This window comes from Gordonia sp. JH63 (assembly GCF_009856645.1).
GTDB classification, from domain to species: domain Bacteria; phylum Actinomycetota; class Actinomycetes; order Mycobacteriales; family Mycobacteriaceae; genus Gordonia; species Gordonia hongkongensis.
The window spans coordinates 3,629,508-3,642,254 of the sequence record NZ_CP047235.1 but is presented as its reverse complement, the minus strand read 5'-3'; the positions used below and the strand labels follow the sequence as shown (position 1 = coordinate 3,642,254).

Here is a 12,747-nt window from a genome sequence, read left to right as displayed (position 1 = left end):
GGCCGCCGGTGCATATTGTCTTCGTCCATGACGCTCGATCGACCCCCGACGGATACCGCCACCCCGACGCTTCGGGAGATCCTCGACGACCACCTGGCGGTCGCCGAGCCGCGGGTTCTGAGCGGCCACGAACGTCTCGACGCACCCGTGCGGTGGGTGCATTCGAGCGAGATCTACGAGATCGGGCCGCTGCTCACCGGCGGCGAGTTGCTGCTCACGACGGGGCTCGGTCTGCGCGGACTCGATGCCGGCACCCGCAAGCACTATGTGCAGGACCTGTCGCAGCGCGGGGTCGCGGCGGTCGCGATCGAAGTGGGTCGGACGTTCGAGGCGGTACCCGAGGAGATGGTGCGGGCGGGATCGGCGGTCCGGCTGCCGATCATCGAACTCCGGGCGGTGGTCCCCTTCATCGACGTGTGCCGAGCGGTCAACACCGCGATCGCCGCCCGCGAGGTCGACGAGTTACGAGTCCGCTCGACTCTCGTGGAGTCACTCCACGACGACCTGGCGGCCGGTGCCGGGGTCGCGCCCATGCTCGGCCATGTGGCCGAAACCCTGCATGCGCCTGTCGTTCTCGTGTCCACATCCGGGGCGCTGCTGTCCGCGCACGGCGTCGACGACGACTCGGCGGCGTGGCGGGTCGTCGACCGGGCCGTATCGGACGCCACGGTCCACAGCAAGGGACGTCCGATCGCCCGGCTGATCGTGGGCGAGCGCACCGACGACGGCCCGGTCCCGTTCGCGCAGAGTCTGTTGCGTGCGGCCGCCGGTCCGGTGGCGGTCGGCCTGACCCGGACCGGGGTCCGGGGTTCGGCCCTGGCCGCGCGGCTCGTCGAAGACCTGGTCGACGCCAGACCGATGCGACCCGCGGATCTGCGGGCACGCCTGGCCGCCGCGGGGGTGTCCGTGGGGGCGCCCACCGTGGTGGTGCCCCTTGCGGCGGAGGCCCCCGACCCGCGGATGGCCGATGCCGCGGTCGCCGGCGCCGAGCTGGATTCGGTGGCACGCAGCATCGTCGACGCCACGGTCTACGCACTGGCCGCGGTGCCGGCCGGGGGAGGAGAGGGCGCCACCGACCCGGTCGACCGGGTGGCGTCCTCGTTGACACGGCAGGGCAACCGAATCGGACGCACCACGGTCGTCGTCGGAAACCCCTGTGTCATCGACGATGTCGGGCCCGGCGCCGATGTGGCGTCCGCCCTCTCCGCCTCACTGCGTCGATGCGGGCGACAACTTGGGCTCGCGGCGTCCACCGCCGCGGGTCTCGAGGCGGGACGACGGGTGTTCACCTCGCGCGAACTCCTCGTCGACGAGGCGATCGGTGCGCTGGATCCCGCTCTTCGGACGGAGCTGCGGTCCCTGGTGGAACCACTCGTCGCGGCCGATGGACGCTCCTCGTCGGACCTCGTCCGGACCCTGGCGGTGCACCTGGCGCACGGCTGCAGCGCGACGCGGTCGGCTGCGGCGCTCCACATCGGCAGGCAGAGCCTCTATCAGCGGCTCGAACGGATCCGGACTGTGCTCGGTTTCGACCCCACCGACCCGGCCGTCTACGCGTCGACGATGCTGGCCCTGCGTTCGGTGACCCGCGAGGTTCACCAGGTGGCTCACCAGTTGTAGTCGAGGAACTTCCCGTCGAAGGTCACGACCACGCGGTCGCCGTTCGGGTCGGGCCGGCGTCGGATGTCGATGTTGAAGTTGATGGCGCTCATGATGCCGTCGCCGAACTCCTCGTGGATGAGTGCCTTCAGCGCGGGCCCGTAGACGTCGAGCGCCTCGTAGAAGCGGTAGATGGTGGGGTCGCTCGTCGCCGCCTCGTCGGGTGTACGCGTCGGCTGTTGCCGCAGACTCTCGGCGACGCCCTCGCCGAGGCCGAGCAGTTCCACCACGGCGGTGGCCTTCGTGGCCGGGACCGGATGTTTGCCCAGCAGCGCAGCGACGGTCCAGACCAACGGGGCGTCGATCTTCTCGGCAATTGTCGCCCACGTCAGTCCCTGGCGAATCCGCGCGGCGTTGATCAGCTCTGCGGCATCGGTTTTCGGCATGATCGGGGTGGTCATCGTCATCTCCATCGATAGTGTTGGACCACACCCACATTGCCCATCGGCGGGCACGATGCCAAGTCGAGTCAGCGACTTTCGGCAGTGTTCACACGATCGACACGCCCACCGCAGACCGCGGCGACACCAGAACTTCACACCGCGACCTGGACCGAGTGAGGGCGGTGTAACAGGGAGACTCGTCGATGACACCGAACGGACATGTGGCCTCGGTTCCATGGGCGCATCAACTGAGGAGTTCGAGGAGAACCACATGTCCTATGTGAAACCGTCCGAATTCGCGGTGAAGATGGTCGACGCCGGCGAGTCCAAGGCGTTCATGTCCACCCGCGACACCCTGATCAGGGCGTTCATGGCCGGCGCGATCCTGGCTCTGGCCGCGGCCTTCGCGGTGACCGTCACCGTGCAGACCGGCCAGCCGCTGCTGGGGGCGCTGTTGTTCCCGGTCGGCTTCATCCTGCTCTACCTGATGGGATTCGACCTGCTCACCGGTGTGTTCACGCTGGTGCCACTCGCACTGCTCGACAAGCGACGAGGAGTCACGGTCCGGTCGATGCTGCGCAACTGGGGTCTGGTGTTCCTCGGGAACTTCCTCGGCGCCATCCTGGTCGCGGTGATGATGGCGGTCATCCTGACCTATGGATTCAGCGTCGCACCCGACGAGGTGGGACAGCGGCTCGGCGAGATCGGCCACAGCCGTACCGTCGGTTACGCCGAGCACGGGGCGGCCGGCATGCTGACGCTGTTCATCCGCGGCGTGCTGTGCAACTGGATGGTGTCCACCGGTGTCGTCGCCGCGATGATGTCGACATCCCTGCCCGGCAAGGTGATCGGGATGTGGATGCCGATCATGCTGTTCTTCTACATGGGCTTCGAGCACTCGATCGTCAACATGTTCCTCTTCCCCTCGGGTCTCATGCTCGGCGGTGACTTCTCGATCGCCGACTACCTCGTCTGGAACGAGATCCCCACGGTGATCGGCAATCTCGTCGGCGGACTCACCTTCGTCGGTCTGACGCTGTACTTCACCCATGTACGGACCGCTCCGGATCGTCGACCCCCCGCCCACGACGCGACGACCGAGGTCGACGTGGCCGCGCCGGTCCGTACGACGACCGCTTAGTCCCGACGCCGACCCGTATGACGTCGTGCCCGCATTCCGGGCACGACGTCATACTGTTCGGCAGGGTCATACGGCTGTCGCCGAATCCGGCTCGGCCGGGTCGTCCTGGAGGGCGCGGGCGTACCAGGCGCCCAGGCCGAGCAGGATGAGTCCGGTCACGATGAACACGATCACGCGGAAGATCCCGTCGAGGGTGGCCAGGTCGAAGAGGAACAGTTTCGCCATCGCGGCCGCGACGAGGACGAGACCCCCGGTGACCGCGGCGGTACGTGCGGCACCGGTGCGACGCCGGGCATAGGCCAGGGCCGTCCCCGCGAGGACCATCCAGCAGGTGGTCGCCAGCACGTGACCGGCGAGAAAGCCGTCCGACCCGGCGACCAGGACGCCTGCGGTCACACTGATCGCGGTGAGTGCGTAGACGACGACCACTCCGGCGGCGATATGGGCTGCGCGCGAGACCTTCTCGTCGGTGAGGCGGGCCCACCCGGCGGCCAGGACCAGGGCGCCGGCGGCCGCGAATACACTCGCCACGACGATCCCCAGAGACGCGTCCCGTCGCATCAGGTCCGCATCGGCGAGCACATACGGCGGCGCCGCGTCGAGTAGCGCCGCGAAACCGATGGCCCACAGGACCGAGCCACCGGCGAGAAGTACCCGCGAGGTCGTCGACCATGTCCGGGCGACAAGCGCGGTCACCGTTGCCAGGCCGAGCAGGACGGTGATCGCCACCGTGCCGTCGAAGGCCACCAGAACGGCGACGAACAGCAGCAGAAGGGCGGTCGCGGACCAGATCTGCGCAACGACGTCGGGCACGCGCGGGGTGGAGCCGGTACGCGAGTCGGGAAGCCCCGATCCGATCAACACGGTTCCGATCAGCGCGCCGGCGATGCAGGTCTGCAGGATCACCGCGCCCGGCATGTTCATCACCGCTCCGGCGAACAACGCGGGGATGGTCGTCGCACTCGCCAGACCGGCCAGCGTCTCCCGGAACTGCGTGGTGGGCATCGCGATCAGGGCGCCGGCGACCCCCAGCACGACGACCACGACGACCGCGGCCGCGAAGACGGTGTCGGCGGCACCGGCCGACGTCCAGCCGGCCAGCGCGAGGACACCGACCAGGGTCAACGGAATCGTGGGCGCGGCGAGCCGCACGGCATGCAGCCAGATCCAGTCGCGACCGAGCTGGACCCACGCCGATGCCGCGGCGAGGACCACCATGAACGCGATGAGGGTGGTGTCCAGTCCGCCGGTGAGCACCGGTGCCAGAGCGATCAACGGCACGACGACGAGCAGCCCCAGGTGTTCGCTGCGCCACCGATGGGCAAGCGCGAGCCCAGCCGCGGCGACGAGTCCCGCGACTCCGAGGCCCACGACGATGGGCAACCAGTCGTAGATCTTGGTCGCGGCCAGGACGTCGAGGTAACCCGCCGCGATCCCGGTGGCCGTCAGCGCGATGGCACCGATCCGGCCGTCGGGCCGGCCGCGCGACCAGATCCCGCCGGCGACGAGCGCCGCGGCGAGGACCGCGCCACCCGCGACGCGGAATTCCGGGCGGAGCAATCCGGCCTGTGCGGCCAGGACGAGGAGCAGTGCGACACCGATGAGGGTCACGCCCACGCCGGCGGTGGCGAGGATCTTGCCGATCAATCCGCGTTCGGCGGCCGCGCCGATCCGTTCGGACATCGACGGCCCGGCCGGCCGCGGAGGCGACGCGACCGGCGGATACGGTCGCGCACTCGCCGGGCGGGGCATCGGCGGAGGACCTTGCGGGCCCGGCGGAGCGATCGGGGGTCGTTGGTGGCCGACCGGTGGCGGCGCCGTCGGCAACCAGGGCCGGGACGGGGGTGTGGGCCGAGGTCCCGCGGCCTGCGCAGGAGCTGCCGCCACCGTCGGTGGGGTGAGGCCGGCGGCGGGTGGCTGCACGGCGGATTGCGGTGCGGGGGCGACGTCGCGAGCAGGCTCGTCGGGCTCGGCGACGATACGTCGCAGCTCGGCGAATTCGGCTGACACGGTGGACATCTGGCGTGCTATCGCGTCGAACTCGGTCGAGATCCGCGCCAGGGTGGCAGTACTCGGATCGCCGCCGAATGTGCTGCTGGGAGAGTTCATGTGTCGACGATGACCGGTCGCGCCCCGGCATGGATGAGTAGTCCTACCCACCAGGGGTGGGGGATTCGTGTGACGGGGTGCGCGGCGACGTGATTGCCGGACGGCCCGGCAGGGTATCGCTGGACCATGACTGATCCGCACAATGCTGCCGACCGTGGACGCGCCGACGTCGAGAAGCGCTGGCAGGACACCGGAAGCTACCGGTCCGCGGCCCTGTATGTCGTGGCCGTCGTCGCGCTCGGCGCGGTGGCCTGCGCGGTCTTCCTCGCCGTCGACCCCGCCAACATCGCCCTCGCGTCGCTCGTCCCCGGTGTGTTCCTTCTCGGCGGGATCGGTGCACTGGTCAACGCCTACCGCACCTATCGCCGGGGCGGCACCTGGCCGATGTGGCAGGGCGCGGCGTGGTTCCTGTTCGCCCTCATGCTCGTGGCGCTGGCGTTTCCCGCGATGGCGGGCTGATGCCTGTTTCCCACTGTGACGGGCTGATGTCTACTGTGGGGCCATGCCTGCGCAACGGGTGCGAATCGACAAGACCACGCCGCAGGTCTACCGAAAGCTGATCGCGGTATCGGCGGAGGTCGCCGCGGCCGCCGAATCGATCGGGCTGAGTCGGTCCCTCGTGGAATTGGTGAACCTGCGGTGTTCGCAGCTCAACGGTTGCGCCTTCTGCATGGATCTCCATGCGCAACTGGGCCGCACCGCGGGTCTGACGACGCAGCAGATCGACGTCATGGCCGGGTGGCGGGATGCGCCGGACCTCTACGACGACGTCGAGCAGGCGGCCCTGGAGATCGCCGAGCTCGTCACCGAACTGCCGGCGCACGACGCGGCCGACCTCGCCTACGACCGGGCGACGGACATCCTCGACACCGACCAGACCGCGGTGCTGATCTGGGCGGCGGTGACCATCAACGCGTTCAACCGGATGTCCATCGTGAGCGGGTACCGCCCCCGGCCCGGCGCCTCGCCGCAGAAGGCGGCAACTCCGTTCACCGGTGGCGCGAACGGCTAGTCGGCCGTCCTCGCCTCACCGCCCTTTGCGCGCGAACACCCAGCCGGCCGCCGCGAGTGACACCAGCGCGATCGCCGCGCACCAGGCGAGGCCCGTCGCCGCTGTCGACGCCAGATCGTGCACCGGTGACCCGCCGGTGCCCATGCCGACCAGCAGGGCTCGAATGGACTCGATCACCGGTGTGACCGGTTGTGCCTCGGCGAAGCCGCGCAGCCAGGCCGGCATCGTCTCGGGTGGCACGAACGCACTCGAGACATACGGCAGGAAGAGCATGACGAAGCCGAAACCGCCTGCCGCGGCGGGTGTTCGCACCGCCACGCCGATGAACGCGGCGAGGCAGGTGATGGCCAGGATGTAGGCGAGGACCATCCCGGCGGCACCGAGCCATTCGAACAGCGACGCCGACGGCCGGAAACCGATGGCGACCGCGACGATCAGGACGACCGCGGTGGACACGGAGTTCTTCACCAGGCTGGCCGCGACATGGCCGAACACCATGGTCGCGCCCACGATGGGCATCGACCGAAAGCGGTCGATGACGCCGCCGCTCATGTCATTCGCCACCGCCAGTGCGGTATTGGACGCGCCGTAGCCCGCGCACAGCAGGATGACTCCCGGAGTCGCGTAGGTGATGTAGTCGGTACCCACCGACATCGCGCCGCCGAAGACGTAGACGAACATCAGCATGATGGCGATCGGCAGGACGAGCGCGAGGATCAACTCGTCCGGATCGCGGCTCATCATGCGCAGCGATCGCCCGAACATCGTGGTCGCGTCGATCTGCAGGTGCCGGAGTCGCTTCGACGACGAGCCGTCGGCGAGGGCAGTGGTGAGACTCATGCCGCGACCTCGTTCCCGGTGGCCGGTTCGGCGGGTTGTCCGGTCGCCGCGAGAAACACGTCGTCCAGTGTGGGAGAACGCAATTCCCAGGAATCGACGGTGGCGACGGTCCGATCGACGAGATCGAGGACCGCGCGTGTGTGGGCCACCGACCGGTCGGTGGGCACGCGGACGATGGTCGACTGGACCGACGGCCCGAAAGCCGCCAGGTCGGAGGCGAGGGCGGTGGCGTCGGCCGCGGTCGGCACGACGAACTCGAGCGCGGCCTCGCCGACGCGGCGTTTCAGGTCGGCCGGTGTACCGGCGGTCCCGATCCGGCCGCCACTGATGAGGGCCACGCGGTCGGCGAGGCGGTCCGCCTCCTCCAGATACTGCGTGGTCAAAAGGACTGCCGTGCCCTGCGCGACCACGTCGTCGATCACCTGCCAGAGCATCTGACGGCTGCGCGGGTCGAGGCCGGTGGTCGGCTCGTCGAGGAAGAGGACCACCGGCCGGTCGAGGAGTCCCGCGGCGAGATCGAGACGCCGGCGCATACCGCCGGAGTACGTCGCGACCAGTCGGTCGGCGGCGTCGGTGAGATCGAAGGCGAGCAGGAGTTCGTCGACGCGGTGATCGACGGTGCGGCGGGGATGGTGCGCGAGCCGACCCATCATCCTCAGGTTCTCGCGACCGGTGAGTTTGTCGTCGACGGCCGCGTATTGCCCGGTGAGACTGATGATCTCGCGGACCCGGCGGCGATCGGCGACGACGTCGAAGCCGCCGACGCGGGCGGTCCCTCCGTCGGGGCGGGTGAGGGTGGACAGGATGCGCACCGTGGTCGTCTTACCCGCGCCGTTGGGGCCGAGCAGGGCGACGACCTCCCCGGCGCCGACGTCGAGGTCGAGCCCGCGCAGGACGGGCACCCGGGAGTCCCCGCGGCCCAGCGATTTCGTGAGGCCGACGGCCTCGACCGGCATGGGTGACGAACGGTCCGGGACGGTCATGTCGGACTCCAATCTGTTTATGGCTAAAACTGTTTATGGCAGTAACTGCGTACAGTAGACGCAGTTGTGCGCGACGGCAAGGGTCGCCGACCGAGAGGACCGCGAATGGCAGAGGGTGGAGACGGGACGCTGCAACGGCTGTGGACAGGTGGCAGGGCGGGCAGCCGTGGTCCCAAACCGGCCCTCGATCTCGACCGCATCGTCGACGCCGCGATCGCGATCGCCGACACCGACGGCCTCGACGCGGTTTCCATGGCGCGCGTGGGTGAGGCGCTCGGCTGTTCGGCCATGGCCCTGTATCGCCACGTGTCCGGCAAGGCTCAGCTGCTGAGCCTCATGGTGGACGCGGTGGCGGGTCAGCTCCCGTTGCCGCCGCGCCGAGGGGAGTGGCGCGAGGATCTGGCGGCGTGGACGCGGGCGCAGATCGACGGCATGGTCGAACGCCCCTGGTTCCTCGAACTGCCGCTGACGGTCGCGGTCCCGGGTCCGCGTCGAATGCGTTGGATGGAGGCGGGTTTCGAGATCCTGAAGGACTTCGACCTGCCCGGTGACGACAAACTCGAGATCCTCGGCCTGCTCGCCCAGTATGTGCTGTCGGCAACCCGGCTGGAGATCGAGATGCGGCGTGCGACGGGTACCGATGTGGAGTCGGACTTCGAGCAGGTGCTGACCGGTCTCGCCGATCCCGCGCAGTATCCGTACCTGTTCGCGGCGATGCAGAGCGCGGGCGGGGAGTCCGACGACCGTGAATTCGGGCTGCAGCTCATTCTCGACGGCATCGCATCGCGCGCCACCGGCTCGCCCTGACGCGTCACCGGGCACGCTGACCGGCCGCCCACCGCCGCACTCGCATCGGTGCGGCATGATGTCACCCATGTCGACTGTGCGCTCGGGCCGGCTCGCGGTCGGCACGCTGTCGCTGCTCACCGTTCTCTACTTCGCGCAGGGCCTGCCCTACGGATTCTTCAGCCAGGCGGTGCCGGTCATCCTCCGCGAGGAGGGTTACTCACTGACCCAGATCAGCGTGTACGGACTGTTGTTCGCGCCCTGGGGCCTGAAATTCCTGTGGGCGCCCTATGTCGACGCCTACGGCACCCGGCGCAGATGGCTGGTGTCCCTGCAGTTGTCGTCGGCGGTCGTCGCACTCGTCTTGGCGACGCTCGATCTGTCCGGGTCCCTGGTCTGGCTCCTGATCGGCATCGCGGTCATCAACCTGCTGTCGGCGACGCAGGACATCGCGACCGACGGGCTGGCGGTGTCGATGCTCGAGCCGCGTCAGCGCGGTCTGGGCAACGGAATCCAGGTGGGCGCGTACCGAATCGGCATGATCGCCGGCGGCGGCGGGCTCCTCTGGCTGTTCTCGTTTGCCGGCTGGCGCACCTTGTTCGTCGTGATGGCGGTGCTCCTGTTCGCGGTCACCGTCGGCGTGTGGTTTCTCGCCCGTGAGCCGAGCCGACCGACCGGCGATGCGCCACTGACACCGTCGAAGCGGGTGTCGCCCGGGTTGTTGCTGACGGGCTGGTCGTCGCGGCTCCGACGTCCGGGCGTGATCGCGTTCATCCTCGTCGTCGGAGCGTTCAAGTTCGGCAACTCGATGGCGTCGGCGCTCGTCGGCCCGTTCATGTCCGACATCGGACTCACGCTGGGCCAGATCGCGCTCGTCGAAGGTGCGTTGTCGTCGGCCGGGGCGCTCGGCGGAGCCGCGCTCGGCGGGTGGCTCGCCTACACCTACGGTCGGCGGCGCGCACTACTCGTCGGCGGTGTCACCCAGACACTCAGTCTCGGACTGTATCTGGTCGCGTCGATCGGCGTCGGCGGCTTCTCGCTGGTGGTCACGGCCAGCCTCGCCGAGCACATCCTGGGTGGCGCGGCGACCGTCGCGGTGTTCACCCTGATGATGGATGCGTGCCAGAAGGGCTACGAGGGCAGCGACTACACCTTGTTCGCGTGCGCCGTGGTCGGCGTGCAGGGTGCGGCCGGGTTCGCCGCCGGGGTCGTCGGCGACCTGTTCGGCTTCCCGGCTATCTTCGCGACCGGCCTGATCCTGTCCGGCCTCGGCTGCCTGGTCATGATCCGGGCCCTCGATCGCGGTCTCATGAAACGTCTCGGGTAGGCAGGAGGGTCGCCATCGCCTCGTCGACGACGCGGTCGAGGTCGTCACCCAGGCTGCCGGCCAAGAACTGTTGCACCAGTTCGGACATCGCGCCGGTGAAGATCGCGGCCCGCACCCGGCTCGTGAGCCGGTCGGTGTCGCGGGCGTCGGCCTCGGCGAACGCGAGGTCGCGGAGCATGCCCTGGGTGGTGGCCCGCCGTTCGGCGAGAACGGGATTGGTCACCCCGGCGGTGAACAACACGCGGCCGCGCCGCGGATCCGACGACGCGTGGCCGAGGACCGCACGGATACCCGCGCGGGTGCGTGACCGGACCGAGGGGCCCGCCTCGCGCATCGCGGCCTCGACCACCGCACCGAGTTCCGCCGTCGCGGTGTCGTAGACCGCGCCGAGCAGATCGTCGGTGTCGGAGAAGCTCTCGTAGAAGTACCGGGTGTTGTAGCCGCAATACCGGCACACCGAGCGAACCGACAGCTCGGCTTCCGCGCCGACGCCTCCGAAGATGTCGAAGGCGGCCGCGATCAGGGCCGCTCTACGCTCCGCGCGCCGGTCCGCGAGCGGTACGCCCGCCCAGCGGGTCGGTGAGGACATCTGCTCACGTACGCAACCCGGCCCAGGGCGTCGTGGACTGGGCGATCCGTGACACGATGCCCCGCTGGGCCCAGCAGCTCATCATGTATCGTCCGCCCAATCCGGTCGAACGGCGTGCGCGCCGGAGTGTGGTGTGGGGCCTGATCAACTCCGCCCACCTGACGATGGGGGAGGCGCCGGAGTTCGCAGCCGCTCGTCGTCGCGTGGCGCACGGGACGACGGTGCCGCACACGCTTCCGCGCTATGAACTCGGATCCGACCCCGAGCGTACCCGTGCCGAAATCGAGGCCTCGTTCGCCCGTTAGCCGCTGTGGGCGCTCGTGTCAAACCGGGTCGCTCCGAAACATCAATGAAGGCAACGGAATTCGCCGGCATCAGATCGTGACGGCGGGTCCGGAAGCGGAAACATCGATTTCATCTCACGTCACGCCGGTGTAACAAAGTCAATTTACGTTTACCTCCCATACGCCAGATCGCAAGGCTTGCGACGCGTATCTCATCGGGGGTCACGCGGTGACAGGCCGCGTGTTCGTCGTGCCCCCATCTGAGTGGACCTGAGACGTAATGAGAAAGGCTTCGCCGATGCCGTCTGTTCCGTTGCCGCCCGGCCCCCCGCCGGCGGACATCCCGCCGTCCGCCCCGACCCGGTCACGCCGTCGGCGGTACGGCATCCTGGTCCCCGCGGCGCTGTCCGCGGTGGCGCTGGTCCTGAGCGCCTGTGGCAGTTCGGCCAGCGAGGAATCGGCATCGAGCGCCGAATCGTGTGTCGACACCTCCGGGAGCACCATCAAGGTCGGCTCGCTGAACTCGCTGTCGGGCACCATGGCGATCTCCGAGGTCACCGTGCGTGACTCGATCAAGCTCGCCGTCGATCAGATCAACGACAACGGCGGAGTGCTGGGCAAACAGATTCAGCTCATCGGCGAGGACGGGGCCTCCGAGCCGACGATCTTCGCGGAGAAGGCCGAGAAGCTGATCTCGAGTGATTGCGTCGCAGCGGTGTTCGGCGGTTGGACGTCGTCGAGCCGCAAGGCCATGCTGCCGGTCTTCGAGGACAACAACTCGCTGCTGTACTACCCGGTGCAGTACGAGGGCCTGGAGTCGTCGCCGAACATCTTCTACACCGGCGCCACGACGAACCAGCAGATCGTGCCGGCCCTGGAGTACCTGAAAGAGGAGGGCGTGAAGTCGCTCTACCTCGTCGGTAGCGACTATGTCTTCCCGCAGACGGCCAACCGTGTCATCAAGGCGTACGCGGAGGCCAACGGCATCGAGATCAAGGGCGAGGACTACACCCCGCTCGGTTCGACGGACTTCTCGACGATCGTCAACAAGGTCCGTACCGCCGACGCCGACGCCGTGTTCAACACTCTCAACGGCGATTCCAACGTCGCGTTCTTCCGCGAGTACAAGAACGTCGGCCTGACCCCGCAGGCCATGCCGGTCGTCTCGGTGTCCATCGCGGAGGAAGAGGTCGGCGGTATCGGTGTGGACAACATCGAGGGCCAGCTGGTCGCGTGGGACTACTACCAGACCGTCGACAACCCGGTGAACGCCTCGTTCGTCCGTGACTACAAGGCCGCATACGGCGCCAACAAGCCGACCTCCGACCCGATGGAGGCCGCCTACGTCTCGGTCTACCTGTGGAAGAACACCGTCGAGAAGGCCCAGTCGTTCGCCGTCGCCGACGTCCAGAAGGCTGCCGGCGGAGTCACTTTCGACGCTCCGGAGGGCCTCGTCACGATCGACGGCGAGAACAACCACATCACCAAGACCGCGCGCATCGGTGAGATCCGTGGCGACGGACTGATCTACACGGTGTGGGATTCGGGTCAGCCGATCGAGCCGGACCCCTACCTGAAGTCGTACCCGTGGGCCGAGGGCCTGAGCAACTGACACCGTCGACGACCCGTCCCGC

At 68.6% G+C, this 12,747-nt stretch carries 12 protein-coding genes and 1 pseudogene; 8 read left to right on the top strand and 5 right to left on the bottom strand.

The features are described from left to right. Positions 1 to 27: 27 nt before the first annotated feature. Complete coding sequence (locus GR168_RS16290; protein WP_065631057.1) at positions 28 to 1,620, top strand: PucR family transcriptional regulator; 1,593 nt, start codon at positions 28 to 30, stop codon at positions 1,618 to 1,620. Here the strand turns inward: GR168_RS16290 and cynS are convergent. Further along, a complete protein-coding gene (cynS, locus tag GR168_RS16285) occupies positions 1,608 to 2,060 on the bottom strand; it encodes a cyanase (RefSeq protein ID WP_058252560.1) in 453 nt (150 codons plus the stop codon). The two genes, GR168_RS16290 and cynS, sit on opposite strands and share 13 nt — an antisense overlap. A gap of 253 nt (positions 2,061 to 2,313) precedes the next feature. On the opposite strand from cynS, the gene GR168_RS16280 reads away from it, so the two are divergent. Further along, positions 2,314 to 3,183, top strand: a complete 870-nt coding sequence (locus GR168_RS16280; RefSeq protein WP_065631086.1) for a formate/nitrite transporter family protein — start codon at positions 2,314 to 2,316, stop codon at positions 3,181 to 3,183. A gap of 66 nt (positions 3,184 to 3,249) precedes the next feature. Here the strand turns inward: GR168_RS16280 and GR168_RS16275 are convergent, their stop codons facing one another. Next, positions 3,250 to 5,292, bottom strand: coding sequence for a DUF2339 domain-containing protein (locus GR168_RS16275; RefSeq protein ID WP_065631056.1), 2,043 nt, complete (start codon positions 5,290 to 5,292; stop codon positions 3,250 to 3,252). 126 nt (positions 5,293 to 5,418) lie between these two features. Between GR168_RS16275 and GR168_RS16270 the strand changes: the two genes are divergently transcribed. Further along, positions 5,419 to 5,751, top strand: coding sequence for a hypothetical protein (locus GR168_RS16270; protein ID WP_058252485.1), 333 nt, complete (start codon positions 5,419 to 5,421; stop codon positions 5,749 to 5,751). 43 nt (positions 5,752 to 5,794) lie between these two features. Continuing rightward, positions 5,795 to 6,304 carry a carboxymuconolactone decarboxylase family protein gene (locus GR168_RS16265; protein ID WP_159371210.1) on the top strand — a complete coding sequence of 170 codons (510 nt, stop codon included), beginning with the start codon at positions 5,795 to 5,797 and terminating at the stop codon, positions 6,302 to 6,304. A gap of 15 nt (positions 6,305 to 6,319) precedes the next feature. Here the strand turns inward: GR168_RS16265 and GR168_RS16260 are convergent, their stop codons facing one another. Then, positions 6,320 to 7,144: an ABC transporter permease gene (locus GR168_RS16260; protein WP_159371209.1), complete on the bottom strand. Its 825-nt coding sequence runs from the start codon at positions 7,142 to 7,144 to the stop codon at positions 6,320 to 6,322. Continuing rightward, complete coding sequence (locus tag GR168_RS16255; RefSeq protein ID WP_159371208.1) at positions 7,141 to 8,127, bottom strand: ATP-binding cassette domain-containing protein; 987 nt, start codon at positions 8,125 to 8,127, stop codon at positions 7,141 to 7,143. The genes GR168_RS16260 and GR168_RS16255 overlap by 4 nt, the downstream gene beginning before the upstream one ends. 105 nt (positions 8,128 to 8,232) lie before the next feature. Between GR168_RS16255 and GR168_RS16250 the strand changes: the two genes are divergently transcribed. Together GR168_RS16250 and GR168_RS16245 are read left to right on the top strand one after the other, a co-directional pair. Next, positions 8,233 to 8,934 (top strand): TetR/AcrR family transcriptional regulator, encoded by a 702-nt coding sequence (locus GR168_RS16250; RefSeq protein ID WP_159371207.1) that lies wholly within the window; start codon positions 8,233 to 8,235, stop codon positions 8,932 to 8,934. A gap of 67 nt (positions 8,935 to 9,001) precedes the next feature. Beyond that, positions 9,002 to 10,240: an MFS transporter gene (locus GR168_RS16245; protein WP_159371206.1), complete on the top strand. Its 1,239-nt coding sequence runs from the start codon at positions 9,002 to 9,004 to the stop codon at positions 10,238 to 10,240. Here the strand turns inward: GR168_RS16245 and GR168_RS16240 are convergent. Next, positions 10,221 to 10,829, bottom strand: coding sequence for a TetR/AcrR family transcriptional regulator (locus GR168_RS16240; protein ID WP_064571128.1), 609 nt, complete (start codon positions 10,827 to 10,829; stop codon positions 10,221 to 10,223). The two genes, GR168_RS16245 and GR168_RS16240, sit on opposite strands and share 20 nt — an antisense overlap. On the opposite strand from GR168_RS16240, the pseudogene GR168_RS16235 reads away from it, so the two are divergent. Further along, positions 10,817 to 11,134, top strand: a pseudogene (locus GR168_RS16235) (DUF2236 domain-containing protein); the annotation flags it as partial. The gene GR168_RS16240 and the pseudogene GR168_RS16235 overlap by 13 nt on opposite strands. A 277-nt stretch (positions 11,135 to 11,411) precedes the next feature. Next, positions 11,412 to 12,725, top strand: a complete 1,314-nt coding sequence (gene urtA, locus GR168_RS16230) for an urea ABC transporter substrate-binding protein (protein ID WP_091344393.1) — start codon at positions 11,412 to 11,414, stop codon at positions 12,723 to 12,725. The last annotated feature ends 22 nt before the right edge of the window (positions 12,726 to 12,747 follow it).

Bases quoted from the DNA above. Each gene is read 5' to 3' on its own strand.
- cynS (WP_058252560.1), bottom strand. From the start codon at position 2,060: ATGACCACCCCGATCATGCCGAAAACCGATGCCGCAGAGCTGATCAAC.
- GR168_RS16270 (WP_058252485.1), top strand. From the start codon at position 5,419: ATGACTGATCCGCACAATGCTGCCGACCGTGGACGCGCCGACGTCGAG.
- GR168_RS16265 (WP_159371210.1), top strand. From the start codon at position 5,795: ATGCCTGCGCAACGGGTGCGAATCGACAAGACCACGCCGCAGGTCTAC.
- GR168_RS16290 (WP_065631057.1), top strand. From the start codon at position 28: ATGACGCTCGATCGACCCCCGACGGATACCGCCACCCCGACGCTTCGG.
- GR168_RS16275 (WP_065631056.1), bottom strand. From the start codon at position 5,292: ATGAACTCTCCCAGCAGCACATTCGGCGGCGATCCGAGTACTGCCACC.
- GR168_RS16260 (WP_159371209.1), bottom strand. From the start codon at position 7,144: ATGAGTCTCACCACTGCCCTCGCCGACGGCTCGTCGTCGAAGCGACTC.
- GR168_RS16245 (WP_159371206.1), top strand. From the start codon at position 9,002: ATGTCGACTGTGCGCTCGGGCCGGCTCGCGGTCGGCACGCTGTCGCTG.
- GR168_RS16250 (WP_159371207.1), top strand. From the start codon at position 8,233: ATGGCAGAGGGTGGAGACGGGACGCTGCAACGGCTGTGGACAGGTGGC.
- GR168_RS16280 (WP_065631086.1), top strand. From the start codon at position 2,314: ATGTCCTATGTGAAACCGTCCGAATTCGCGGTGAAGATGGTCGACGCC.
- GR168_RS16240 (WP_064571128.1), bottom strand. From the start codon at position 10,829: ATGTCCTCACCGACCCGCTGGGCGGGCGTACCGCTCGCGGACCGGCGC.
- GR168_RS16255 (WP_159371208.1), bottom strand. From the start codon at position 8,127: ATGACCGTCCCGGACCGTTCGTCACCCATGCCGGTCGAGGCCGTCGGC.
- urtA (WP_091344393.1), top strand. From the start codon at position 11,412: ATGCCGTCTGTTCCGTTGCCGCCCGGCCCCCCGCCGGCGGACATCCCG.